Annotated in this window: 22 protein-coding genes; 12 read left to right on the top strand and 10 right to left on the bottom strand. The window is 43.4% G+C overall.

Annotation, left to right across the window (positions count from 1 at the left end; translation table 11 throughout):
• Both LBQ60_10985 and LBQ60_10990 read left to right on the top strand, forming a co-directional pair.
• On the top strand, positions 1-1,163 hold a 1,163-nt coding region (locus tag LBQ60_10985), incomplete at its 5' end, for a glycoside hydrolase family 92 protein (GenBank protein MDR2038435.1).
• Positions 1,164-1,601: 438 nt separating this feature from the next.
• Positions 1,602-2,936 (top strand): PQQ-like beta-propeller repeat protein, encoded by a 1,335-nt coding sequence (locus LBQ60_10990; GenBank protein ID MDR2038436.1) that lies wholly within the window; start codon positions 1,602-1,604, stop codon positions 2,934-2,936.
• 21 nt (positions 2,937-2,957) lie between these two features.
• Here the strand turns inward: LBQ60_10990 and LBQ60_10995 are convergent, their stop codons facing one another.
• The 6 genes from LBQ60_10995 to LBQ60_11020 all read right to left on the bottom strand — a co-directional run bounded on the left by LBQ60_10995 (position 2,958) and on the right by LBQ60_11020 (position 10,167).
• Positions 2,958-3,509, bottom strand: a complete 552-nt coding sequence (locus LBQ60_10995; GenBank protein ID MDR2038437.1) for a hypothetical protein — start codon at positions 3,507-3,509, stop codon at positions 2,958-2,960.
• A 67-nt stretch (positions 3,510-3,576) separates the two neighbouring features.
• Positions 3,577-3,870 carry a hypothetical protein gene (locus LBQ60_11000; GenBank protein ID MDR2038438.1) on the bottom strand — a complete coding sequence of 98 codons (294 nt, stop codon included), beginning with the start codon at positions 3,868-3,870 and terminating at the stop codon, positions 3,577-3,579.
• Positions 3,871-3,949: 79 nt separating this feature from the next.
• Positions 3,950-7,084, bottom strand: a complete 3,135-nt coding sequence (locus LBQ60_11005) for an efflux RND transporter permease subunit (GenBank protein MDR2038439.1) — start codon at positions 7,082-7,084, stop codon at positions 3,950-3,952.
• A gap of 42 nt (positions 7,085-7,126) precedes the next feature.
• A complete protein-coding gene (locus tag LBQ60_11010; GenBank protein ID MDR2038440.1) occupies positions 7,127-8,185 on the bottom strand; it encodes an efflux RND transporter periplasmic adaptor subunit in 1,059 nt (352 codons plus the stop codon).
• Positions 8,186-8,222: 37 nt separating this feature from the next.
• Positions 8,223-9,575 (bottom strand): TolC family protein, encoded by a 1,353-nt coding sequence (locus LBQ60_11015; GenBank protein MDR2038441.1) that lies wholly within the window; start codon positions 9,573-9,575, stop codon positions 8,223-8,225.
• Between the two features lie 4 nt (positions 9,576-9,579).
• Positions 9,580-10,167 carry a TetR/AcrR family transcriptional regulator gene (locus LBQ60_11020; GenBank protein MDR2038442.1) on the bottom strand — a complete coding sequence of 196 codons (588 nt, stop codon included), beginning with the start codon at positions 10,165-10,167 and terminating at the stop codon, positions 9,580-9,582.
• Positions 10,168-10,368: 201 nt separating this feature from the next.
• Between LBQ60_11020 and LBQ60_11025 the strand changes: the two genes are divergently transcribed.
• The 5 genes from LBQ60_11025 to LBQ60_11045 all read left to right on the top strand — a co-directional run bounded on the left by LBQ60_11025 (position 10,369) and on the right by LBQ60_11045 (position 14,933).
• The gene (locus LBQ60_11025; GenBank protein MDR2038443.1) at positions 10,369-11,289 is read left to right on the top strand and encodes a helix-turn-helix domain-containing protein; all 921 of its coding nucleotides are present in this window, start codon (positions 10,369-10,371) and stop codon (positions 11,287-11,289) included.
• Between the two features lie 514 nt (positions 11,290-11,803).
• Positions 11,804-12,514, top strand: a complete 711-nt coding sequence (locus tag LBQ60_11030) for a DUF6261 family protein (GenBank protein ID MDR2038444.1) — start codon at positions 11,804-11,806, stop codon at positions 12,512-12,514.
• Positions 12,515-12,683: 169 nt separating this feature from the next.
• Positions 12,684-13,577: an effector binding domain-containing protein gene (locus tag LBQ60_11035; GenBank protein MDR2038445.1), complete on the top strand. Its 894-nt coding sequence runs from the start codon at positions 12,684-12,686 to the stop codon at positions 13,575-13,577.
• Between the two features lie 10 nt (positions 13,578-13,587).
• Positions 13,588-14,532 carry a YafY family transcriptional regulator gene (locus LBQ60_11040; GenBank protein MDR2038446.1) on the top strand — a complete coding sequence of 315 codons (945 nt, stop codon included), beginning with the start codon at positions 13,588-13,590 and terminating at the stop codon, positions 14,530-14,532.
• Positions 14,529-14,933, top strand: a complete 405-nt coding sequence (locus LBQ60_11045; GenBank protein ID MDR2038447.1) for a VOC family protein — start codon at positions 14,529-14,531, stop codon at positions 14,931-14,933. The genes LBQ60_11040 and LBQ60_11045 overlap by 4 nt, the downstream gene beginning before the upstream one ends.
• 245 nt (positions 14,934-15,178) lie before the next feature.
• Here the strand turns inward: LBQ60_11045 and LBQ60_11050 are convergent, their stop codons facing one another.
• Positions 15,179-15,613: a VOC family protein gene (locus LBQ60_11050; GenBank protein ID MDR2038448.1), complete on the bottom strand. Its 435-nt coding sequence runs from the start codon at positions 15,611-15,613 to the stop codon at positions 15,179-15,181.
• Between the two features lie 208 nt (positions 15,614-15,821).
• Here LBQ60_11050 and LBQ60_11055 point away from each other — a divergent pair, with 208 nt between their 5' ends.
• Both LBQ60_11055 and LBQ60_11060 read left to right on the top strand, forming a co-directional pair.
• Positions 15,822-16,586 (top strand): AraC family transcriptional regulator, encoded by a 765-nt coding sequence (locus LBQ60_11055; protein MDR2038449.1) that lies wholly within the window; start codon positions 15,822-15,824, stop codon positions 16,584-16,586.
• A gap of 69 nt (positions 16,587-16,655) precedes the next feature.
• Positions 16,656-17,123 (top strand): AraC family ligand binding domain-containing protein, encoded by a 468-nt coding sequence (locus LBQ60_11060; protein MDR2038450.1) that lies wholly within the window; start codon positions 16,656-16,658, stop codon positions 17,121-17,123.
• A gap of 96 nt (positions 17,124-17,219) precedes the next feature.
• Here the strand turns inward: LBQ60_11060 and LBQ60_11065 are convergent, their stop codons facing one another.
• The 3 genes from LBQ60_11065 to LBQ60_11075 form a co-directional block, all read right to left on the bottom strand.
• Positions 17,220-17,615 (bottom strand): PaaI family thioesterase, encoded by a 396-nt coding sequence (locus tag LBQ60_11065; GenBank protein ID MDR2038451.1) that lies wholly within the window; start codon positions 17,613-17,615, stop codon positions 17,220-17,222.
• A gap of 2 nt (positions 17,616-17,617) precedes the next feature.
• Positions 17,618-19,741, bottom strand: coding sequence for an alpha-L-fucosidase (locus LBQ60_11070; protein ID MDR2038452.1), 2,124 nt, complete (start codon positions 19,739-19,741; stop codon positions 17,618-17,620).
• A gap of 79 nt (positions 19,742-19,820) precedes the next feature.
• Entirely contained in the window at positions 19,821-20,648 is an 828-nt protein-coding gene (locus tag LBQ60_11075) for a universal stress protein (GenBank protein ID MDR2038453.1), read from the bottom strand.
• 292 nt (positions 20,649-20,940) lie between these two features.
• Here LBQ60_11075 and LBQ60_11080 point away from each other — a divergent pair, with 292 nt between their 5' ends.
• Genes LBQ60_11080 through LBQ60_11090 form a run of 3 tightly spaced genes read left to right on the top strand, consistent with a single transcriptional unit; the run spans position 20,941 to position 25,206 of the window.
• Positions 20,941-22,212, top strand: coding sequence for a 2-oxo acid dehydrogenase subunit E2 (locus LBQ60_11080; GenBank protein MDR2038454.1), 1,272 nt, complete (start codon positions 20,941-20,943; stop codon positions 22,210-22,212).
• A 45-nt stretch (positions 22,213-22,257) separates the two neighbouring features.
• Positions 22,258-22,698 carry a hypothetical protein gene (locus tag LBQ60_11085; GenBank protein ID MDR2038455.1) on the top strand — a complete coding sequence of 147 codons (441 nt, stop codon included), beginning with the start codon at positions 22,258-22,260 and terminating at the stop codon, positions 22,696-22,698.
• A 36-nt stretch (positions 22,699-22,734) separates the two neighbouring features.
• Positions 22,735-25,206 (top strand): dehydrogenase, encoded by a 2,472-nt coding sequence (locus LBQ60_11090; GenBank protein MDR2038456.1) that lies wholly within the window; start codon positions 22,735-22,737, stop codon positions 25,204-25,206.
• The last annotated feature ends 20 nt before the right edge of the window (positions 25,207-25,226 follow it).

Here is a 25,226-nt window from a genome sequence, read left to right on the forward strand (position 1 = left end):
CCATATTCAGTGGGTGGGATGTATTCAGAAGCCAGTTTCCATTACAGACAATCATTAATCCACGTATGGTAAATGATGAGATAAACTCATTGATAAACCTGGCCGAATTAAGTGGGAAAGAATATCTGGAAAGATGGGAAATAATGAACTCTTATTCCGGTTGTATGATCGGTAACCCGGCAGTTTCCGTGATCCTGGATGCATACCGGAAAAATATCCGAGAATGGGATAAAGATATGGCCCTGGAATATTGCTTGAATACCGTCAATAAATTTGGAAACGGGGATTTAGGATATACGCCGAACTCCATATCTCATACCCTTGAGTATGCATACTCGGACTGGTGTGTGGGTGAATTTGCCGGATTGTTAAATAAGAAAGATCTTGCAGAGGCCTATCTCCGGAAATCCCTAAACTATCATAACATATGGAATGACTCTATTCAATGGTTTGTAGGAAGGAAAAAAGAAGGAAAGTTTGGGGAATGGAGAGGAGAAACCAGTCATGATTTATATTGTGTTGAATCGAATCCGTTGCAGCAGGGATGGTTTGTTCCTCATGATATCTATGGATTTATCGATTTGCTGGGGTACCGGAAATTTATAAATAAACTTACAGCATTCTTTGATCATACTCCGGATGATTTTCTCTGGAATGATTACTACAATCATCCGAACGAGCCCGTACACCATGTACCGTTTATGTTTGCCTATACCGGAAATGCATGGCTCACTCAAAAATGGACACGTAAAATATGTTCGGGAGCATACGGAACAGATGTGATGGGACTTTGCGGCAACGAAGACGTAGGACAGATGAGCGCCTGGTACATTTTGGCAGCTATGGGGTTACATCCGGTGAATCCCGGAGATAACATATACATTCTGACCTCTCCGGTATTCGAGGAGATAAATATACAATTGGATCCGGACTTTTATACGGGAAAAAGGTTTTCGATTAAAGCCCTCAACAATAGTCCGGAAAATGTTTATATCCAACAGGCAACGTTAAATGGCGCACCTCTGGACAGGGCCTGGATCACTCATGATGAACTGGCAAAAGGAGGACAACTGGAATTTGTCATGGGACCTGCCCCCAACTATGAATTCGGGAAAGAAAACCTGCCCCCTTCATACGGGAAAAATAAATGGTCCGTAGATTGATCATCTTTACCATGGCTTGCACGCGTTTTTCCTAAAATCCACATTCATGTAAAACAAGTAGAGAACGTTGATTGGAACCGGGCTTACGGGTTCATTGAAAGTAATATGTAATTACTTATGTGAGGGCTTCGTCGTTCCGCTCTAAAATAGCTTTTTGGACAACCCTGTCCGGGTAGTGGTATGAACATATTGCAGGCCTTAATTATGCGCTGATATAAGGTGGTGTATTAAAACGAAAAAATATATTTTAAAGACGAATTTTATCCAATCTTAAATATTGAACTTTGAATCATGAACTTTCATGTATTCGTTTTCAGGGTTTATATTTTCGTTTTGAAGCCGAAGGTGAGTGTTTAATTCATCCTTCTTATTACTTTTGGGTAGCTATTATAGATGATCACGATATATTAAGCCATTAACATTAAAAGAAAACAACCCATGAAAATAAAGTATCTTTTTACAGCCATTGCAGCATTGTATATTTCTTCTTTTTGTCCGGTAGTAACGGCTCAGGATTGGCCCCAGTTCCTTGGTCCCGACAGGGATAGCAAGTCACCCCAGAAAGGTTTGTTAAGAAGCTGGCCTGAAAGCGGCCCCGAAGTATTGTGGTCGGTCGATGTCGGCATAGGATATGGCGGTCCCGTTGTCAAAAACGGCAAAGTATACCTGCTCGACCGGGATGATGAAACGGGCGATATCATGCGGTGTTTTGATCTTAAAACAGGCGAAGAACTCTGGAAATTCAGTTACGATTCCCCGGGATCCGTATCATTTCCCGGCTCACGAAGCGTGCCGGTTGTTGATGATAATCATGTTTATTCTTGTGGTCCTTACGGCGATTTGTACTGTATCAGCATCAACACGCAAAAGCCTGTTTGGAATAAAAATGTATGGAAAGACTTTGGCGGAGAAAAAATACCGGTATGGGCAATATCACAGTGTCCTTTTATTTATGGGGATCTGCTTATTATCGCCTCGCAGGCTCCGGATGCGGGTGTAGTGGCTTATAATAAACTTACCGGCAATGTTGTCTGGAAAACCCCTAACCTTGGGAATGAGACCTATGTAAGTCCTAAAGTGCTGAAAATTCATGGGGAAGACCAAGTCGTTATGGTTACTTCATCTACGAATCGTTTCGCAAACCGCGATGCGGCACTTACACCGGGTAATGTGGTCGGTCTGGACCCTCTTACAGGAAAGATCCTATGGAAATATTCGGAATGGGACTGCCATATTTCGGTACCATGTCCGGTTGCTGCCGGGGATAATAAGCTCCTGATCGTTGGCGGTTATGAGCGCGGTGCAACCATGATACAGGTGAATAAGAAAGCCGATGGTACATTTGACACATCTGAAATCTTTACTACGCTGGAATTTGGTGACCAGACAAAACCCCCTCTTTTCCACAACGGTTACTTTTACGCAATGTTCCGTACCAATCAGAAACGTGATGGTCTTGTATGCATGGATAAGGACGGGAAAATCATGTGGAAGACCGGACGAAACCCCAATTTCGACCGCGGCAGTATGATCCTTGCCGACGGTTTACTTCTGGCGACCGATGGTCTCAAAACCCTTTACCTGATAGAACCCGACCCGACCGCTTTCAAGGAGATATCAAAAGCGGATGTCCTTTCGGAAGGAGGTGCTAATACCGAAGGAATGTCAAGGGCCGGGGGAAGCACACAAAACTGGGCTCCGATCGCTTTGGCAGACGGTAAATTGTTGGTCCGCGACCAGGCCAGAATGGTTTGCGTAAAAGTTGCCGAATAAATTGTGACGCATTGGTACGGATCATAAACTTTTTTTGCTATACACCTTAAAGTATTGCATTACTGCCTCCTCCAGTTCCTCAAACGAACAATCCAGACCCCTGTTTGAGAAACAGACAGGGGTTCCGTAATAATGCAGCTTGAGTACCATGGAGCGCTTTTTAATGTTGGACGGTTCTCGGGCAATATACTTTTCGGGATTCCGTAATTTTACGGCAATATAATTGCGTTTCTTGCTTTCCGCATCGGGGACAATTTTAATATTTGTGATATCTTCCCAACGGATCACACCATAATTGTGTCCGGTAGAAATATCGTTCATCCCTCGTTTCGAGATGAAAAAACCGATGAAATTTTCCCTGTGCAGGTTGATGATCCCATAAAGGAAAAAGAACCAACCTCCTATTCCCACAAGTCCGAACAACATTAAAAAGAATTTCCTCGGACCCGGGATAAATCCCGCACTAAAGTAAAAGGCGGCGATAACGACCAGCAGATGTAAGACCAGCATGATATGCATCCCAATTGTTTTCTGCTTTTTTATCCTGAATGTTTTTACGGGTAACTGTTCCATGTCAATTTTTGATTTTTAAAAGTTCCGGATTCAAAGCTGACCTTGAATCCGAAACCTTGAAATTATATCAGATCATTTTTTCTACGTTCAGTACAAATGCACGTAATCCCTGTTGTTCGGTCTGGTTATCGAGCTTGTGGAGCAGGTCGAGCAGTTGGTCTACTTTTCCGTCTTCCACCATGGTCCAGATAACGCCGTTCAGGGTCGGCCATGCATGATCACCATAATGTGGTTCTCCCGTATTGGAGCCCCGTCCCGCTACATTGTCCCAATGTGTGAACCCGCGTATTTTGCAGTATTCCATAACAGCGATAATGGATTCGTAATAGGCCTGATTGAATGATATGAATATTGCTTTCATTTTATTTTTACTTTATCAGATGAATGGAAAGGTGCGAAATAAAGACTGCTTTCTGGCTTTCGCTAACCTTTCGTGTTTTTTATTTTTCTACTCCCAGCTGATGGAGTATTTCAAGCTGTATGTTCTTCTGAGGGTTCCTTTTTTCACGGATCCTGGCGAATATGCAGTACACAACAGGTATCAATACCAGTGTTACCAGGGTGGATATGGAAAGTCCCCATGCCACGGTCATCCCCATTGAACGCCACATTTCAGAACCTTCACCGCGACCGAGTGCCAACGGTAACATCCCCAAAACAGTGGTGAGTGTGGTCATCAGGATCGGGCGTAGACGTGATTTTCCGCCTGTAACCACGGCTTCGGCAATGCCCATGCCTCTTTCACGACACAGTTTGATATAGTCGATCAGTACGATACCGTTCTTGACCACGATACCCATGAGGATCAACAAACCGACTAATGCCATAACCCCCAGTGATGTCCCTGTTACGGATAGTCCCAGGAATACTCCCGTGAAGGCGAATGGTATGGAGAACATGATGACAAATGGGTCGACCAATGATTCGAACTGTGCAGCCATAACAATGAATACAAGAATGATGATCAATACCAGCAAGGTGAAAAGATCGGAAAATGTATCCTGTTGGTCTTCGTAGCTACCGCCGATATTCAAGGTGATATCGGATGGGATCTCCATTTGTGAAATCTCATTTTGTGCCAGTTCTACTATTTCGCTGAGCGCTACTCCCTGGCTGGCGTTGGCGGTTACAGTCACCACACGTTCGCGGTCTTTACGTTCTATGGTAGGAGGTGTCATCCGTTCTGCCACTGTTCCCAGTTCGCGCACTGTAATCCCTTTGCCTGCCGTATTGTACACCTTGATATTTTCGATGTCTTCTACTTTTGTCCGGAATTCCGGGGCGTAACGGATACGGATATCGTATTCTTCGCCGTCTTCTCGTAGGTAAGAAGCCACGGAACCATTCACACGGTTGCGGACATAACCCGAAACGGTAGTGGCATTCAGGCCGTTCAACGCCAGCTTTTCACGATCGAAATCAATCTGTATCTCGGGGATATAGTCGCCTCGACTGATGCTCACATCGGCACATTCCGGCAGGGCTTTCATCCGTTGTGCCAGCTCGTTGGCTACGGCATCGGAAAAGCTGAAATCGAATCCGTATATGTCCACTTCCACTCCGGTTTGTCCACCCATACTGCTCGATCCACCGGCTGTTACCTGATAGGTTTTCAGTTCGGTGTATTTTTCCAGGTCTTGACGCATCAGGTCGGCTATTTCGGTTAACCCGCGTTCGCGTTCTTCTATGCTCACCAACGAAATATTATAGCTGATAATGTGTGTGCCATTATCGCTCATATTGGCAAATGTATTGTCGGAATCAGCCTGTCCCAGCGAAAAGTTGATCACATTTATTTCCGGATATTTTTCCCGGAACTCCTTATTTACCTGCATGGCGATTTCCCGTGTAATGGATTGGGTAGTTCCGACAGGCAGTTCGAGCGATACGGAAAGGCGGGCGTTATCCTGTGTCGGGAAGAATTCTGTTTTGATCGTGGGTAACAGCATCAAGCTTCCGAAGAATGCTGCAAAAGCAATAGATACAACTGATTTCCGGTGGTTTACCGACCATTTCAATAGTCTGCCGTAACCGTTTTCCAATGCTGAAAGTGCTTTTTCAATAGGAGTGAAGAATAAGATATAAAGTTTTCCTTTTTTATTATCGAGGCGCAGCATCTTCGAACTCATCATCGGTATCAACGTAATGGCTGATGTGGTGGAGATGATCATAATGATACTGACGATCCAACCCAATTGGCGGAACATTTCTCCTGCCAGCCCCGAGATCATCGTCAACGGCAGGAATACGGCCAACATGGTAAGTGTAGAGGCAATTACCGATAGCATCACTTCTTTGGTGGCGTATATGGAAGCCTGCTTCGGGCTGCTGCCCCGCTGGATGTGTGTGGTGATGTTCTCCAATACCACAATAGCGTCGTCCACCACCATTCCAATGGCCAGCGACAAAGCCGACATAGAGATGATATTCAGGGTACTGCCGGTCACAAGAAGGTAAATGAACGCGCCTATCAATGATATGGGAATAGTGATAGCGATGATAATAGTAGCACGCCAGCGTCCCAGGAAAACAAAGACGACAAGTACGACGATCAACAGGGTGAACCCGATCGTTTCGATCAGCGAGTTCATGGTGTTCAGGATGTTGGTGGAAGTATCGATCACCACCCCGATTTCGATGTCGGAAGGAAGATCTTTCTGTAACTTCGGTAAAGCTTCATGTACCTTTTGTGCAATATCTACCGAATTAGCTCCTGATTGTTTCTGTATGATAATGGTAGCTCCCCGTACTCCGTTCGTATAGGATTCCTGGGCGCGTTCCTGCACCGAATCTTCCACTTTTGCCACATCACGCAGATAGATCGCATTTCCGTTTTTACTTCCGATGACGAGGTCGAGCATTTCATCGGCAGTCACAAATTCGCTTTGCATGCGCAACGAATAGGTGTTGGTGCCGAAATCGACGGTTCCTCCAGGGGTATTCCTGTTTTCTGCCGCTATGATGGATGATATGGTCTCGATGCTGATACCATAGGATTCCAATTTATACGGGTCGCAATAGACATTGACTTCACGCTGTGCAGCACCACTGATGGAAACAGTTCCCACGCCGCTGATGCGTCCCAGGGGATTGGCTATTTTGTCGTCGAGGATCTTGTACAAAGCGTTTGTGCTTTCGTCGGCGGTTGCCGAAAGGATAAGTATCGGGATATCGTCGGCGCCGAACTTAAAAAGTATGGGATTATCGGAATCGTCGGGCAACGATGATTTCACCAGGTCAAGTTTGTCGCGTACATCGTTGGTGGCTTCGGTAATATCGATGCCGTTCTCAAATTCGAGGGAGATCACCGAAATATTTTCCTTTGACTGGGAGGTGATGTGTTTCAGGTCACTTAGGCTATTTAAAGCGTTTTCCAGCGGTTTGGTCACATTCATTTCTACGTCGCTGGCACTGGCGCCGGCATAGGTGGTCATTACCATAATGGAATTTTCTTCCATATCGGGTAGAAGGCTTACCGATAATCGTGTGTAGGAGAATACACCCAGTATCATTATCGCCACAAAAACGAGGGCTGTGGTGACAGGTTTCTTTACTGCTCCTGAAGTTATACTCATGACTCTTCTTTTTAACTGTTTTTATTTTCCGGAACGGATACTTTAGTTGTTGTAATGGCTTGCCGTAAGATTTTCCGGCGTTTCATCAACAATTTCGACGCGTGTTCCCGTATTGAGCCTGCTTTGTCCTGTTATGGCTACTATTTCTCCGTCTGTCAGGCCGTCGAGTACTTCGAATTCAGTACCGATACGTTGTCCGAGTTCTACTTTCCGGTATTCGGCAACACCATTGTTGATGACATATACATAACGGTCGGCTGAGCCGGATTGCTTGCTCACAGCCCTGTCGGGAACGATCACACGGTTTTCGCTTCCATAGTTAAAGGTCACACGGGCGAACATTCCGGGACGTACACGTTCATCGCTGTTGCTGATCTGTACTTCGACAAGGAAGGTATGTGTATCGGGATCAATGCTCGGATAAACGAGTTTAACGGTTCCTTTGAATACTTCATCGCCATACACATCCAGTTGTATTTCCACGTTCATTCCCTTTTTAACCCTGGTATATAGCGATTCGGATACACCCACGATGATCTTTACGGGACGGATCTGTTCCACAATGTAGATGGGAGCGCCCATGGAAAACATATCTCCGTTGTCATAGTTACGCTGGGTGATGATCCCGTCGATCGGACTTACCAGCGAAGTATTTTCCATCAGGTTTTCGTATGACTGCCTTGAAAGGTCGTAGGCCAGTTTCTGTTTGTCCCAGTTCGATTTTGAGGTTCCACCTACCTGGTACAGCCGGTCGACACGTTCGAATTCCTGGCGGTCATTTTCCATCTGCAGTTTGGCCTGGTTCAGGTTTACAGCATCCATATCCACCAGCTTTTGTCCTGCTTTCACATGGTCGCCGACTTCGGCATATACTTTTTTAATACGTACTGAAGTCTGAGGGGCAATGTTATTGGTTACCTCAGCCTGTACGGTGGCATTGAAAGTTCCTTTCTGGTCAATATCGCGGGCAGACACATCGACGACGCGTACTTTGATCATCTCTTCGCTGTTATCACTGTCTTCAGTGACATTTCTTCCTCCGCATGATGTCACCAGGAGCGTAACGGAGAAAACGGTTATTGTTTTTACTAAAGTTTTCATTTCTATACTTATTAAATTATTATCAATTTTTCATTCTTCATTTTTCATTTTCAACTCCTGTTCCCATTATCTTTTCAAGACTTGATTTGGCTATCAGGTAATTATAGATAGACTGGTTGAGGTTGAGACGCGCTTGCGTCATCGATAATTGAGAGTCGTTGATATCTAGCAAAGTACCTTCACCCGATTCATAACGTGTCATGGTGATCTCATACCCTTTTTCCGATTCCTTAACGCCGGCAAGCGCCGAGTGGTACTGTTTGATACAGGTAGACATCTGGTCGAACGATTGTTTGAGGCTTACCTGAAGGTTACGTTCTGTATCGGTACGTTGTAATTCCAGTTGTCCGAGATTGATTTTTGCCTGTTTGATGTCCGAATTCCTTTTACCTCCTGAGAAAATCGGGATATTCAGTGAAACTCCCACATAGGAGTATGGATCCCACCTGTAATTGCGAAATTTGAAATCGTTATTGGTAGAATTCATCATGTACGAGAACTGGGCATTCAGCGTTGGGTAATTCTGTGCTTTCTGCATTTTTTCCGTTTCTTCCAGTTGTTTGATCTGGATATCCAATTGTTTCAGGCTGCTGTTATTTTCGAGCGACAAGCCGGCAGCAAGATCTTCCGGTCCCAGTTCATGTTCAAAATCAGAAAGAGATCCTTCGCATGAAATATTAATTGCCAGGTCAAGACCCATTACGGCTTTTAGTTGCCAGTTTGCCAGTATCAGTGAATTCTGGGCGTCATACATACTGGGCTCGGCATTTTTCACACTTACGTTGGCGCGTATCAGGTCGTATTCCGCCGAAAGCCCTTCTTTGAATTTCCTTTCAATGTCGACATAGTTCCTGACGGCATTATCGTAGGCATCCTTGTAAACCCCGTATGAATCGCGGGCCAGCAATACTGTGTAATATGACTGTTTTACCTGGTCGATCAGGTCGATACGTGATGAGCGTGCTTTTTCGACCGATAGCTCTACATTCTGGGCTGAAATTTTAAGGCTTTTCCACAACGATGGCGAAACCAGAGGCATAGAAGCTGCTACACCTCCCGACCAGCTGTTGTCGCGCCCGACTTCAATTCCTTCGGACACGCCCATTCCATCCATATACATTACTTGTTTTGACAGGGTGCGCTGGTAACTTCCCGTAAGGTCCACCTGTGGGAACAGCGATGCATAGGTTCCTTTTTTTGCATATCCCTGCTTGGTGATCTCTTGGTCGGCCACCTGTACGGTCAGGTTTTCGCTCATGGCGATTTTAAGGGCGTCATCGAGCGTAAGCTTTAGGGTGTCGTCCGGTGCCTGTGCGTATATCCCTATTGCAGGGAACAATGCCGTCAATGCGACATATACGATGGTTTTCATTAATTTTCTATTTTTCATGGCTTTATGAATATATTTTTTGGTTGATATTTGCTACATGATAGATATCTGAATATTGTTGCAATTCGGCAATTCCTTTTTCTGTGCATATTCCGCGCAGAAAAGTGAAAGTAAGTGCAGGCTGATAATTGTAATTGTTTTCAAATTGGATCAGAAATATGGAACTGATGACATCATAATTCTGATCGGGAAGGAAAACTCCTGATTTTTTACCTTCCTCGAAAAGGGTACGGCACTTCTCACTGAAATGGACTTTTTTGCTTTCCAGATATTTACAGGCATCATCGTAATTGACTATATTTTTGTAAAATGCAGGACAAAATGCATGAAGGAAATTGGATATATTGAGACTGACGAGAATGAGGTGTTCCAAAGGTGAACGGGATTGTTTCTCTACTCCGTTGATTGTTTTCATCAGATGCTCTGCCGATGTTTTCACCACTTCCAATACCAGTTCTTCTTTACTTTCGAAGTTTTCATAAATGGTCCTTTTCGAAATATTCAGGCTTTTTGCAACCTGGTCCATACTGATCCCTTTTATACCATACCTGGCATAAAGGGTACTTGCTGTATTTATAATTCTGTCTTTCATTTCCATGGTTAATTTGTTTGTTACAAAGTTCAGTGGAAAACATGGAAACCGAAATGGTTTAAACTGATAATAATTTGTCCATTTTTTCAATAAATGATTGAAATAGAGATGTTTTTGTTTGTAATTGATAATAATTTGTCCATTTTTGACTATTGTCCGGTTGCAAATAATTCTATTTCTTTGTAGATATAAAAAAGCAAAATGGAAGAGTGTAAAAGAGTGAATTATTCAGACTTTCTTAAGAATCTGAAATTTACCGATGAAGAAGTTAATACCTATAATGATGAGCTGACTGTAGTAATGATGAGGAAGCTGGCTGACGAACACACCACCCGTCACCTGATGCCTTTCCAGCTTGAAGCATTTACCGTAATGTTGGTGCAGGAAGGTGAATTTAATATGACCGTGGATTACATTCCTTACCGGCTTAAAAAGAACATGATCTCCGTTATAGTCGGTATTCATGTCACCAACAGCGTATATGCTTCCGAAGATTTTAAGGGCTACCATGTAGTAGTAAACAGGGAGTTTTTCCGGAGTGTTGTTAAAGATGAAGAATTTCCCTCACCAAAGATGCTCCAATCGCAAAGATTGAATCCTGTTTCCAAACTGGATGACGATGAATTTAACCTCCTTCTGGGAATTGTTGAAAGGCTCCGGAATAATATCCGCAGGAAAGAACACCATTCTCAGCATGTTCTCGTGAGAAACGAATTAAGTAACCTGACGGCCGAAATAAGGGAAATCAAATTGCGGAAACTATCTGAAGAAACTTCTTATCGGACTCCCAATCATTACGAAGAACTGACAATGCAGTTTTTCGAGTTGGTATTTCACAATTACAAAACGGAACACGAAGTTGCTTTTTATGCCAACGAACTATGTATTACACCTGTTTATCTTTCACGAACCATAAAACAGGCAACAGGAAAAACTCCCATTAAACTTATCGGTGAAGTTATCATGAGTGAAGCAAAGATACTGCTTCGCAATCTCAACCTGTCTGTCCAGCAAATATCCGAAGAACTGAACTTCTCCGATCAGGCCTCATTCAGCAAGTTTTTTAAGAAACATACGGGTAAGTCGCCGTTAGAGTTCAGGAAAGAAGCTACCGGGCAGTAATTTTGTATATCTTCAATGTCGGATATGATGGACCATCAGGGTTATCCGGCTTTTCTTTCCGGATTTCGAACATTTGGAAGACAACCGTCGATTTGATTCCTCATATATAGAGGTTGTTTGAGCTATTGTCTATATTGCGATAATCAATCAATATTCCCTATAAATTCCGAAGAGAAAACATATTCATCATCTGATTGTTCGGCGGCTTTATTGTACAATTTTATAAAAGTAACAGGATCCCTTTCCGAATATTCTTTTGCTGTATGAAAAAGACAATAGGCATAAAAATAAGGAATATAATGATGTCCGGCATTATTCCCGAATAAACGCATTGGAGCCTGTCAGCTTAGTCGGCAAATGGTTGAAAAGAGTAGTGTTTCGGTTAAATATAAGAATGTTTACGCTTATCTTTTAAAAGGGAAAATAAAAAAATCCATTCATTTTGTTTAACATTTAAGAATAAACCCGTATATTTGCTGCGATAGACAAATACAAACTATTAAAGCAACTTACCATGAGATGCAAACGAATCAGAACTGAAAATCTGCGTAATGAAGAATGGTTTCAACTTCACACTGAATTTAAGGATGTTGTTGAACAGTATACACCCCAAGCGCTGAAAATCGAACAACCATTCAACGATTTCCTGACCTTTTATACCAATGCCGGTGAAGCATTGAAAATCATCCGTAAAAATGCTGCCACCGAGCAGATGGCTGAGGCTGATAACGCGCGAGACAGCCTGTTCCGGGGATTTGCCGATTCCGTGAAATCCTACCATAACCATTTCGACGGCACCAGACGGGAAGCTGCCGGCCGCCTGCAGATCATTCTCGACCAGTACGGGGATATTGCCCGTATGCCCTACAATCAGGAAACAACTTCCATCAATAATTTCCTGCAGGATATCTATATCAGGGCCGACGAGGTGGACATCCTGAGATTATCCGACCTGGCCAGCCAGCTGGATACAGAAAATAAGGCATTCGATGCGCTGATGAAGGATCATGATGATGAAACAGCCGTCAGTACCAGTCAGCATATGAAAGAGGTACGTGTGGAAGCCGATCGGTGCTACTGTGATGTGCTCGACCGCATCGATGCGTTGATACTCATCAACGGGGAAGAAGTTTATGCGCCGTTTGTAAAAGACCATACCGTTTGTGCGGAACAATTCGAAAATATACTGGCACAACGTAATAAGGGACGTGTAAAAAAAGGTTGAAAGGCCGGCGGAGAATCATCGTTAATCTTTCATGTGAAAAGTTGTTTTTTGGTTGTAAGGTTTCATTTTTATCGGACGCATAAAAAATAAACAGATCATTTTCCTACTGACATACTGTTGTCACCCGGTGTCATTACTTTTGTCCAAAACCACTAAAAATAAAAGAAAAATGGACCTTAGATTATTTCACATGGGAGGCATTGCAGGCCTCAGCGATGAGCAAAAAAAGACAGCAGAAGATTTTATCAATGCGCAGATGTACGGTGTTGTGGCTACCAATCACCCTGATACGGGTGCAAGGTTGTCCTGCCTCAATAATATGCCCGGGCAAACGATGGGTAAGTTATATTTCGCGACTGATTCGGCAAGCAGTAAAATTGCGAATATATTGTCTGATCCCCGCTGCGAGGTGATGTACACAGATGGTAACAGTCAGATGTTCCTGAAAGGCAAAGCCGTTGTCGTGGATGATAAAGCGCTGAAAAAAGCAAAGTGGGTAGATTATATGTATGATTACTTTAAGGAAGGACCCGACGGGGCGCAGTATTGCCTGGTAGAGTTCATCCCTGATGAGGCCCGGATCATGCTGGCGGAGGAAGCGGTTTTTGAAACCGTTACACTGGAACCTGTCTCTATTATGGGCATTGCGGTACGGACATCGAACTTAGTACAACAATCCACCAATGACATAGGAAACCTCTGGAAACGTTTCTGGGATGAGGACATTATGTCCAAGATCCCCGGTAAGACCAGCAATGTTCTCTATGCTGTTTATACCGAATACGAGGGCGATGCGATGGCACCTTATACAATGGTGATCGGTTGTCCGGTACGAAGTACGGATAATATCCCCGAAGGGATGAAGGCCGTAGTGATAGAGGGTGGCCGTTATGCCAAAACCATTGTTGAAGGTAATTTATCGGAAGGCATCATCCAACAAGGCTGGATGAAAGTATGGCAATCAAAACTTGACCGGAAATACCAGGCGGATTTTGAGTACTATAAATGCGACGGATCTGATCCCGATCACGCAGAAGTTGATATCTTTGTGGGGATCAGGTAAAATATAACAGATGAACAGGCTCGAACGGATGTCAGCCATATTGGTAAAGCTTCAATCAGCTCCGGTAGTTACCGCTCAGGAAATCGCCGGTCAGTTCGGTGTGAGCCTGCGGACCGTCTACCGCGATATCCGTTCGCTTGAAGAATCCGGAGTCCCGATTTGTGCGGAAGCAGGAACAGGCTATTCACTGGTGGATGGATTTAAGTTACCGCCGCTGATGTTCACCGCAGAGGAGGCTATCTCCTTCCTGATGGCCGAGAAGTTGGTGCTTTACCAGACAGATGCAGACACCTCCGTAGTATTTCGCAACGGCATGGACAAGATACGGGCAGTGCTCAAAACGGTGGATAAGGATTGTTTGTTCGATCTGGATCAATATATCCGCGTCCCGACCATTCACAATGCACCTCCGCCTGTTCCTTCCAATGTATTACAGCCTGTGCTCAGGAGTATACTGGAACAAAGGCAGGTGGGGATCGTTTATACTGCGGGCTATAGTCATCAGACCACCATTCGGACTGTCGAACCGCAGGGGATTTTCTTTATGGGAGGCAAATGGTATATCCTTGCATGGTGTACCCTGAGGTCGGACTATCGTACCTTTCATCTGGGAAGAGTGAGCCGGATAGAAATATTGGATACCCGTTTTTCTAAAAAACATTCGCCACTGGATCAACTGATAAAGCGAATTTATTATTCGGAACCTGAAACAGAGGTAATATTACGGACACATAGGGATGCTGTATGCGATATGGGTATGTCGAAATATTCGTTCGGGTTTTATCATGAAGAAGCGGACGGGGAATATTTCAGTCAGGTATTCCGGGTAGATTCACTCAGCCAGTTTGCCAAATGGCTGGTATCATTCGTGGATCAGGTAGAGATCATAAGCCCTGCCGGGCTGGTCGACGAAGTGAAAAAAAGAATTACTGTATTAACAAGATCGATAAAATGAAATTCAAAGATTTATCCATTACTTTTCACACAGATAAGATCAAAGAGTGTGTGGATTTTTATAGTAAATATTTTCAGACTACTGTTGCCTTTGATGCTGGGTGGTATGTAATGGTACGGCTCGGGAGCGACAATACCGTACCGATGTACCTGTCTTTCCAGGGCAGCGATGAATTGACACGCGATACTTTTGCCGGGGGCATCACATTGAACATGATGGTGGAAGATGTAGATGCATGCTATGAGCAGCTGAATCGTACCGATATAGTTTTTTTCGAAGAAATCACGGACCATGAATGGGGCGACCGGGCTTTCAGCGTAAAAGACCCGATCGGTAACCTTGTTTATATATATTCCGAACGGGAATTGGCCGACAAATATAAGGATGCCGTTAAGGAATAGGTATTCCTATATCGGGAGGCAAGACACTATATAATTGATTATTGATAATTGTTTATTGATAATTGTTTATTGTTTATTACTCCCTTTGGTCATGAAATCGCTGTCGCTAAGTTGCACATTGCATATTTTTAAGTCACTCATATTATGAATGATGAAAATGATTTTGTGCAAATATCTGTTGGAATTCATATAAAATGACCGCTTTAGTTCAGGATTAGAGTATCTTGATCAGGCAATCTGTTCTATTATCCGATGGGTTGGTTATAAACGATCTCGAACTTAATTCCATCCGGGTCTTTAAAAAATAACGCGTAATAATCCGGTCCGTGTTCTTCATAGATACGTGGCGGACTTACGATCCTGACTCCCGGTATTTCTTTTATCTTTCCGTACAGTTCGTCAATATGTTGCCTGTTGTCAGCCCTGAAAGCGATATGGTGTATTGAACCGGGTTTACGGCGATGGACAGTATCGTTCCGGAAAGCTTCACGGGGAGAGCATATCCCGAAGTCCATCTGGGGATGCAGATATTCAACTACGTATAGATCGTTTTGCGGGATGGGTACACTGATCTTGTTTTCCAGGTCATAGCCCAATATAGGCATTAACCGGTCATAAAAAGGTTCTGCGGCCTTTATATCTTTTACAGTGATCTGAATGTGGTCGATGGGTATAAGCATGGCGGTTCCGGATTTATTACAATTTTATAACGTTGATTATGCTGATCTGATTTCCGATATTTAGATGTATTTTTGAGATAAGTAATATAAAACAATTACTGTCATATTTGCTGAGCGTAATCCATTCTATCAATGCGACTTAATGAAATGATAAATAGCACTGAGTGCTTAAATATATCCATATCATTTGAAAGGTAAAAATACAAATTTGATTTTTTATTCTGTCTGTTCTGAAGCGCTGGCTTTAAAATTTGATGCTGTTGTCGGAAATGATGTATCTCATAAATTCCCGGTACACATACATGATTCCCTGTGTATAGGCCTCATTACAAAAGGACAACGGAACATGGTACTGTCGGGAGTTCCCCGGATCATCCGTCAGCAGGAAATATTTGTCATCCGCCGGTATCAGTCCCATGCCATCGATCAGATGACACCACACGATTATATCGCCATAACAGTTAAGGGAGAAAATTTAAACAACTGTGCATTTGACAATGTCATTGCATCTGATACCTGTATCGATTTATTCCTTCAATTGTTTGATGCCATAAAAGATCATGAGGTACATAAACTTTCTGGGAAATGGCTTCGCTTCTACCAGTATCTGGTCGATACACACGGCATATCATCCGGGAATTTTCCTTTTGATGAGGGTTTTATCAAAAAGACCATGGAATACATTCATGATCATTATTCATCCCAGATATCGGTAAAAGATATGGCTGCCCATGCTTGTATGAGTACTTATCATTTTTGTCGCCTGTTTAAAAAGATAACAGGCTTGTCACCTCATAATTATCTGAGACAATATCGGTTGAGTAACTCTTATAGAAGCCTGCAACAAAAAAATCCTGTTTTCGATACGGCCATTGAAACCGGATTTTATGACAGCAGCCATTTTATCAGGACTTTTCAGGCATATATGGCAGTATCTCCCAAAGAATACCAGGAATCCGTCACCCGACAATAGCAAGAATTTACAATTGACAGGGAATCGACAGGCATACCTTTGTATCTGTAAATCTTAAAATTCAGGTATATGAAAAAGGGAATGTTTCTGTTATTAATGGTCGTGTCATTGGGTATATTTGTGATGGCACAAGGTAAAGATGCTATTAAAGATGAAAAAACCTTTCTGGAAAAGGTATTGTCCGGCAAAGTTTATTTTAAAGAAAAGCATGTTGAGGTTACTGCGTTGGCCTGGAATCCTCATCCGACATTCAAGGGAGTTTATCTCAAAAATTTAGTTACCGGGAAAGATACCGGCGATCAATTAAGCTGCCATATCGTAAAAATAGAACCGAATTATGTATTGGATACCCATTTGCATGACGGAAAAATTGAAATTCATGAAGTGGTCGGAGGAAATGGAATCATGTACCTTGAGGATGAAAAGATACATTATTCAGTCGGAAGAACTTGTGTAATTCCTGCAAATACTTTACATAAAGTGGTAGCAGGTAAAGACGGTTTATACCTGCTGGCAAAATTTACCCCGGCCTTATGATGGTTGATCCCAAATATGAAATAGGGGTTGCATTATAAACAACCCCTATTTCATATTCAATAATTTCTTCGCAATTCTGCGGATTTCCGTAAGGTGCTAACCCTTGTTTGGTTTTCTGTATACCGTACCTTGAAAGGAGGCGATCAATTCATCCTGTTCATTGGTTACATTTACCTGATAGGTAGCCACGGTCCGACGTAAGGATATTTCTGTTGCTTTTGCGAACAGTATCCCGGATGATTCTGCTTTGAAATATGAAATATTGGAAGTCAGCCCCACTGCGACTTGTTCATATGAATTCGAGGCTGCTGCCAGAGCAAGATCGGCAAGGGTATAAACAGCTCCTCCCTGGACAATCCCTACTCCGTTCAGGTGGTAAGGCCGGATTTTCATTCTGGCAATGGCTGATCCTTCGGAGACTTCAACCAGTTCTATTCCGCAATGTTTAGCGAAAATATCGTTATCCATCAATTCTTTCACATTTTTACCCATATTCATTCAAACTTTAGTACCAGATTAGGAAGATTAAGCGTTTCATGAGGAGTAACCGGTTCGCTCAGTTTCCAGCTGATGGGGAAATATTTTCCTTTCCTGAGTACTACCGGAGCCAGCTTTTTTACATACAAATACTGGGAGACATGATTCCCGATCCCCATTTGTGCTTCCTTCTGGAAATTATTAAAACATTTTACCAGTAATTGGTTTTTACCTTCTTTCAAATTTAATAATACCAGATCCTGCATATACTCTTTTTTATACGGATTATTATGTAGCATTTCTGTTCTTCCGTTCAGTAATACCATTATTCCGTCGGAAGATGTAACAGAAACCAGTATTTGTTGATCCTTAGGAGAAGTTATTTCCTGCAACAAGTACCAAGCCTGTCTTAAACCACCGGGTTGAACATATATTTCATTGTTTTTCCAATTGGTCCTTTCCCACATTTTCCCGGTATTTCCCCAGGGAACAGCCAGATCGATATTGTCTTTTTCACCATGAAGTCCATCTATCCCAGACCATAACGGACCTTGCAGATAAATAGGCCCCCACGCCAGTCCGGTAATATTACTGTTTAATTTCACCTGTTCACCATCATCCAGTCTCACAGTAAAAGTCTGATCACCTAGTTGCAGGTCAATAGCTTTTCCCTTTTCTTCGTCCGTATAATATAATACCGGAATACTTTTTACCTTTTTAGCAGGATTGATGGTCCATTCTTCCTTGATGGTACTGCGGTAACGTGAGTTATAATCGATCCCGCTATTGCTGTAATACTTGAACGCATTGTGCTGGTTCAGTTCCATACCTTTTGAATATGGGATAATATTGATCGGAGGCACTTCATAGGTTCCGTTAAAAGCGATTTCAATCACTTTTATTTCTTTTCCGGGATCTACGGAAGCAGGTAATTCTATGGAGATCCCTTTATCTTTTTTCTGGTAGGAACAGGATATATGTTCACCGAGTACCGATACCTGTTCGATGTCACCTTTTAATCCGGGAAGTAATATGTTATCGCCTTCCGGGCGATTCAGGACATGCAGGAATAATTTATTGTTTTTTGTGGTAATACTCCCCCATTCAAAAGGAACATGAAAAGGATCGGGTAAGGTTCCGTATATGGCTTCACCGTTTTTTTCCAGCCAGTTGCCGATGTTCAGCAATACCTCTTTTTCAAATTCCACCACTGATCCGTCTCCGCGTGGACCTATGTTCAGCAGGTAATTTCCACCGCGGCTGCAAACCCGTATCAGGCTGGTCAGCTTTTCACGGGTTTTATTGGTAACACTGCCGCGTTCCTGCCATGAGCGATATCCCCATGTTTCATGAAAAAAAGAAGCAGGTGATTGCCAGGGAACACCAATGATATAACTCGGTTCCTGATTGTCGCCCATGACCATAAAATCGCTCATATCATTACCCAGGCGGCTTCCAATCATACAGTCGGGCTGGATGCTGTGCACCCATTTTCGCATTTCAAGGCTTTGCTCAAAGCTTTGCGAACCCATATCGAACCATAACTCCGAGATCGGTCCGTAACCGGTCAGCAATTCCCCGATTTGTTTTTTGTTGAACTCAAAATGTTCGGGGGTGATGTAATCCGAATTATGACTGGATATAGGCGATGCCTGCGGATAATGCCAATCGATCAGGGAAAAATACAATCCGAATTTCATGTTGTGCCGGGCACATGCTTCTGATAGTTCTTTCAGGACATCCCGTTTATATGGGGTGGCATCTACGACATTAAAATCCGTATATTCCGAATGGAACATACAAAATCCGTCATGGTGCTTGGATGTAATCACGATAGAATGCATCCCGGCCCGTTTGGCCAGTAATACCACTGAATCGGGATTCCATTTGACAGGATTAAAGCGTTTGGCCACCTGTGCATAGGTGTCGCTGTAAATCCCGGCATGGGCCTGGATCTGCTCACTTAAACCGCGTGTTACTTTCTTGCCGTCCCACATTCCTCCCAGTTCGGCATAAATACCCCAATGAATGAACATGGAATATTTCCGGTCTTCCCATTGTTTCAATGCTTCAGGAGAAATTTGGGCAAATGTGGACACCGGAATGAATACAATACAAATAAAAAAACAAAATTTATGCATAATGCTGGAAAATGAACCCCCTTGAAATGATGATATATGTTGATAATTATTTTACTGAATACCAAGTTAAAGCATGATATCAGGTAAGTCCTTTAAATTCCGATAATCTGTGAAAACACATAACAGGTATCTTATCGGTATTGGTGATCAGTTTTTCTTCCCTCAAGCCGAACAGGAACTTGCTGATGGTCGGGACATCTTCCATCTGGGTCATGATGATATCGGCATTTACCTCTTTAGAAAGGCTGATAATATCCTCTGCCTTGTTCTTTTTTTTGTCATGGGTAATGAAATTCACTTTCACGTTCTGGTCTTCCAGTACCTTGGTCGTTAAGGTGATGTTGACTTCCATATTTTTTTCCTTGCCGGTGCCTTTTCCTGAAGGGGTAACGATATGCATAACAGCGTCAGGATAGAACTGGCTGAAATATACCACCCGTTTCAGTTTCGTATCATGCTGGTTCAGGAAGTTGATTGGAAAGACAATATTTTGGAAAACTGTATTTTGGGGAGCATCCTGTACCACAACAAAAGGGATAACGGTTCCCGACAGTATTTTGATGGTGCGGATCCCTGTATAGCGCCTGATCCCCTTAACACCACCTGTTTTCAGGATAACAAGTGTCGGACGCAGTTCTTTTGATATGTTTTTGATCATCGCGTACGGACGGCTGCCTTTGCGGATCATGAATTCCGGACGGATGCCGAATTTCTCCATACATTCTTCAATGACAAAACAAAGCTTTTTCTCAATCTTCGGAATATCAGCATCTTTACTGCTGATGTGTAAGATCAATAATCTCTGGTTCATGGCTTTTGCCATGTATGCACCATGTTCCAATGCCTGATAGGATAATGGAGTAAAATCAAATGGAATAATAATCAAGTCACTGTCAGATATTTTCATAATAAATTATGATGATAAAGTTAGATGCTTCCGCCAATCAAAAATAGGATAAATTTTTCTTTTTCAATCAAGAAAGTGTCTGATTTTTGCTTTGTAGTATCATGAAAATAATTGGCAACTTGTAATTACAAGTAAATAATTTCATATATTTGTATCCGCATAAAACAGTGTATTTGAAGAAGAAATGTAATTTTTCCATTGACAAGAGTGTATAAAATGCCTGTTTATTAGATGTATCTGATTCTTTAAATCATCAACTTGTAAAGTATTGTAAAAACATAAACAAAAAATTATGGCAACACCCGTTATGATGCCCAAACAGGGACAGAGTGTAGAAAGTTGTATCATTTCACAGTGGTACAAGAAAAAGGGAGATGCGGTAAAGGCCGGAGACCTGCTGTTTTCATACGAGACCGATAAGGCTTCGTTTGAAGAAGAAGCCAAGGTAGACGGGATATTACTGGAAATATTTTATAATGAAGGGGATGAAGTCCCTGTTCTTTACAATGTGGCAGTGATCGGTAGCGCCGGTGAGTCAACGGACGAATTTCGTCCGGGAGGGACATCCGTAGCCGACTCTGCACCCGTTGTCGCGTCGCCTGTTGTATCGGCTGCACCGGTTTCAGAAAATACCGCTACACCTGTCGCAGGTGATACGAAGATACGGGTTTCTCCGCGGGCACGTTCAATGGCAGAAAAGAAAGGGATTAACTTATCTACACTGAAAGGAACCGGTCCGAACGGCCGTATTATTGTACGCGATGTGGAAGCCCTGACAGGTAATGTCGTGGCAGCTGAACCGGTTCAGCCTGTCGTAGCCAAAATGACCCCTGCTGCTCCGGTGGTGGAGTACAGCAATGAAGAACATGAAGTGAAAAAGCTCAGCAACATCCGGAAGCTGATCGCAAAGGCGATGCACGAATCATTACAGAACAGTGCGCAGCTGACCCACCATATGGGGGCTGATGTCCGTAAACTGCTGGCTTTTCGTGAACAGGTGAAGAAATCGCAAAAAGCGGATCCGAATTATCCGAACATTACCCTGAATGATATGGTTTGCTGGGCGGTGATCCGTGCACTGGAAAAATTCCCTGAAGCAAACAGCCAGTTCCTGGGTGACAGCATCAAGACGTTCAAACAGGTACATCTCGGTCTGGCAGTGGATACGCCCCGCGGATTAATGGTTCCTGTGCTGAAAAACGCGGATAACCTTTCACTCAAAGGCTTATCCAACAACCTGCGTACTCTGGCAGAAGCCTGTCGTAAAGGAAATGTTGACCCGGAATTGCTGAAAAGTACCATGGGGAGTTTTACCGTATCCAACCTCGGTAATTATGGTGTTGAAGTGTTTACACCCATCATCAATGTTCCACAGGTGGCCATCCTCGGTGTGAATACCATTGTGCACCGTCCTGCAGACATTGGGGGAGGGGTGATGGCATTTGTTCCCTATATCGGATTATCCCTGACCTATGATCATCGTGCCATAGACGGCGGCCCTGCCACCTTGTTCCTTAGGGAAATCAAAATGCAGATAGAAAATTTTGATGTAGCTATTTCGTGATAACAATGTGATATTAATAATATCATCTCCTCAATCGGGACTCGAATGATAAAATACATTTTTGTTATAATTTTCTTATGTGATATGTTTAGTGTATATGCTCAAAACGAGAAAATAATAGAATATCCACATAGAAAAGTATCTGTTAATTGCAAACCCAAAGAACAGTGTGTCATTATTCGAAGTCGGGATGAATTTTATGAATTTTGTGATGATGGCGGTCGATCAAAGATTAATTTTTTTAGGGAAGTACTCTTATCCATCTCAGTTCTTGTTGAATTCTCTGCTGTCAAGGACGTACGTTATCAAGTTACTCAAGATCAACAAACAAAATGTATAAATTTTAATGTGGATTTTAATGGTACACCCGGAAGAAAAGGAGGCCAAGGGGTTCGATTATGGATAGCTATTCAAAAACCTATCGGTAATTATGAAGTGAAATTTTTTTCCAATGGAAATTTTTGTCATCACATAATGGTCAATTAAACATTTCAAAAATATTATTGTATAAAAATAAAAAAAATGCCTAAAAGTCAGTTTATCAATCCAAAGAACTTGCGTAAGCCGGGATTTATCGAATTTGGAAAAATCCCCGTTAACCAATATAAAAAGAAAATAGCCGAAGAAAGAACGAACTATACCGATGATGATTTCCTCCGGATTTATCATGATATGGCTGTCATCAGGAATTTCGAAGAGATGCTTAACTCCATAAAGATCTCCAACGAGTACAATGGTGTAAAATACAACCATCCCGGCCCTGCTCACCTGGGTATCGGTCAGGAAGCCGCTGCTGTGGGGATGGCTTATACGCTGGGTGTGGAAGATTATATTTTCGGATCGCACCGTAGTCATGCCGAAATTCTGGCCAAAGGGATGTCTGCCATTGCCAAGTTGAATGACAAGGAATTGATGGAAATCATGACGACTTTCCAGGGTGGGAATATCCTGCGTGTTGTGGAAAAAGGGTTCAAAGGCACAGTAAAAGAACTGGCTATCCAGTTCCTTATTTACGGGACCATGGCTGAGATCTTTGCCCGTTCTACCGGATTCAACCGTGGTCTGGGTGGTTCTATGCATGCATTCTTCACGCCTTTCGGGGTGTATCCCAATAATGCTATTGTCGGTGGTTCCGGAGATATTTCTGTCGGCGCGGCCCTGTTTAAAAAGGTCAATCAAAAACCGGGCATTGTCGTGTGTAATATCGGGGATGCATCCATGGCCTGTGGTCCCGTATGGGAAGGGCTGACATTCGCTACCATGGATCAGTACAAACAATTATGGGAAGGCGAACATAAAGGCGGAATGCCGTTGATCGTAAACATCATGAATAACCAGTATGGTATGGGCGGTCAGACCACCGGTGAAACGATGGGGTATGAAATTGCCGCACGTATTGGTGCCGGTCTTAATCCGGAAATGATGTATGCCGAACGTGTTGACGGATATAATCCGTTGGCCGTGATCGATGCATACCGACGCAAACGTGAAGTACTGGCTGCCAAAAACGGCCCGGTACTGTTGGATGTGCTCACTTACCGTTATAGCGGACATTCACCGTCGGATGCTTCATCATATCGTACTTCGGAAGAAGTGGAAGCCTGGAAGGAATTTGACAGTATTATAGCTTTCGGCAAAGAACTGGTAAAAGCTAAAATCGCTACGGAAGGCCAGCTGGAAGAAATCCGCGGATCCATTACGAAACAGATCACTGAAGTATTGAAAATGGCAACAGACGATGCCATATCCCCATTGCTTGATATGAAGGCAGATCCGGAAGCCATCGGAAAAATGATGTTTTCAAACGGTTCCTTTGCCAGTCTGGAAGAAGGGAGAAAACCGGATGTGCTGATGCCGATGGAGGAAAACCCACGTGTGAAACAAATAAAAAATAAAGAACGTTTTTATCTGGATAAAGACGGCAAGCCGGTATCCAAGATGAAAATGTACCAGTTGCGGGATGGTTTGTTCGAAGCCATCGTAGACCGCTTTTATAAAGATCCAACTCTGGTGGCTTACGGTGAGGAAAACCGGGACTGGGGCGGTGCTTTTGCAGTATACCGCGGGTTAACCGAAGCCCTGCCTTATCATCGTTTGTTCAATTCGCCTATTGCCGAAGGCGCTATTGCAGGTACGGCCATTGGTTATGCGATGTGCGGCGGCCGGGCGCTGGTCGAGATCATGTATTGCGATTTCCTTGGCCGTTGTGGCGATGAAGTGTTCAACCAGTTACCCAAATGGCAGGCCATGAGTGGTAATGTAATCAAGATGCCGGTGGTGATCCGGGTATCGGTGGGATCCAAATACGGGGCACAACACTCACAGGACTGGTCATCACTGGTGGCGCATATCCCGGGCTTAAAAGTCTGTTTCCCGGCTACTCCGTATGATGCCAAAGGATTGATGAATGCGGCCCTTCAGGGTACCGATCCGGTTATCTTTTTCGAGAGCCAGCGTATCTATGATGTCGGTGAACAATTCCACGAAGGAGGTGTTCCCGAAGGATACTATGAAGTCGCTTTCGGTGAACCGGATATCAAACGTACCGGAAAAGATGTCACCATCCTGACCATTGGATCGACACTGTATACCGCTTTGCAGGCAGCGGATGAGCTGAAAGCGAAATATAACCTGGAGGCGGAAGTGATCGATGCGCGCAGCCTGGTACCATTCAACTATAGCCTGGTATTGGAATCCGTCCGTAAAACCGGGCGTATTGTGCTGGCCAGCGATGCATCTGTCCGTGGCTCATTCCTGAATGATATGGCGCAAAACATCACCCAGCTGGCTTTTGATGATCTTGATGCTCCTCCGGTAGTGGTAGGATCCCGTAACTGGATCACTCCGGCGTACGAGCTGGAGCAATCCTTCTTTCCCCAGAAAGAATGGATCATTGACGCTATCCATGAACGGATCATACCGCTAAACGGACACACTGTGACGACCAAATGGAGTAATGAAGAAATGATCCGTAGAAGTCGGTTAGGCGTGTAACGAATGATTTCAAAAATAAG

Source organism: Bacteroidales bacterium (assembly GCA_031275285.1).
Lineage (GTDB): Bacteria > Bacteroidota > Bacteroidia > Bacteroidales > UBA4181 > JAIRLS01.

What these genes read in the sequence shown, in the direction of transcription:
- LBQ60_10990 (MDR2038436.1), top strand. Translation starts at nt 1,602, where the DNA reads ATGAAAATAAAGTATCTTTTTACAGCCATTGCAGCATTGTATATTTCT.
- LBQ60_10995 (MDR2038437.1), bottom strand. Translation starts at nt 3,509, where the DNA reads ATGGAACAGTTACCCGTAAAAACATTCAGGATAAAAAAGCAGAAAACA.
- LBQ60_11000 (MDR2038438.1), bottom strand. Translation starts at nt 3,870, where the DNA reads ATGAAAGCAATATTCATATCATTCAATCAGGCCTATTACGAATCCATT.
- LBQ60_11005 (MDR2038439.1), bottom strand. Translation starts at nt 7,084, where the DNA reads ATGAGTATAACTTCAGGAGCAGTAAAGAAACCTGTCACCACAGCCCTC.
- LBQ60_11010 (MDR2038440.1), bottom strand. Translation starts at nt 8,185, where the DNA reads ATGAAAACTTTAGTAAAAACAATAACCGTTTTCTCCGTTACGCTCCTG.
- LBQ60_11015 (MDR2038441.1), bottom strand. Translation starts at nt 9,575, where the DNA reads ATGAAAAATAGAAAATTAATGAAAACCATCGTATATGTCGCATTGACG.
- LBQ60_11020 (MDR2038442.1), bottom strand. Translation starts at nt 10,167, where the DNA reads ATGAAAGACAGAATTATAAATACAGCAAGTACCCTTTATGCCAGGTAT.
- LBQ60_11025 (MDR2038443.1), top strand. Translation starts at nt 10,369, where the DNA reads ATGGAAGAGTGTAAAAGAGTGAATTATTCAGACTTTCTTAAGAATCTG.
- LBQ60_11030 (MDR2038444.1), top strand. Translation starts at nt 11,804, where the DNA reads ATGAGATGCAAACGAATCAGAACTGAAAATCTGCGTAATGAAGAATGG.
- LBQ60_11035 (MDR2038445.1), top strand. Translation starts at nt 12,684, where the DNA reads ATGGACCTTAGATTATTTCACATGGGAGGCATTGCAGGCCTCAGCGAT.
- LBQ60_11040 (MDR2038446.1), top strand. Translation starts at nt 13,588, where the DNA reads ATGAACAGGCTCGAACGGATGTCAGCCATATTGGTAAAGCTTCAATCA.
- LBQ60_11045 (MDR2038447.1), top strand. Translation starts at nt 14,529, where the DNA reads ATGAAATTCAAAGATTTATCCATTACTTTTCACACAGATAAGATCAAA.
- LBQ60_11050 (MDR2038448.1), bottom strand. Translation starts at nt 15,613, where the DNA reads ATGCTTATACCCATCGACCACATTCAGATCACTGTAAAAGATATAAAG.
- LBQ60_11060 (MDR2038450.1), top strand. Translation starts at nt 16,656, where the DNA reads ATGAAAAAGGGAATGTTTCTGTTATTAATGGTCGTGTCATTGGGTATA.
- LBQ60_11065 (MDR2038451.1), bottom strand. Translation starts at nt 17,615, where the DNA reads ATGGGTAAAAATGTGAAAGAATTGATGGATAACGATATTTTCGCTAAA.
- LBQ60_11070 (MDR2038452.1), bottom strand. Translation starts at nt 19,741, where the DNA reads ATGCATAAATTTTGTTTTTTTATTTGTATTGTATTCATTCCGGTGTCC.
- LBQ60_11075 (MDR2038453.1), bottom strand. Translation starts at nt 20,648, where the DNA reads ATGAAAATATCTGACAGTGACTTGATTATTATTCCATTTGATTTTACT.
- LBQ60_11080 (MDR2038454.1), top strand. Translation starts at nt 20,941, where the DNA reads ATGGCAACACCCGTTATGATGCCCAAACAGGGACAGAGTGTAGAAAGT.
- LBQ60_11085 (MDR2038455.1), top strand. Translation starts at nt 22,258, where the DNA reads ATGATAAAATACATTTTTGTTATAATTTTCTTATGTGATATGTTTAGT.
- LBQ60_11090 (MDR2038456.1), top strand. Translation starts at nt 22,735, where the DNA reads ATGCCTAAAAGTCAGTTTATCAATCCAAAGAACTTGCGTAAGCCGGGA.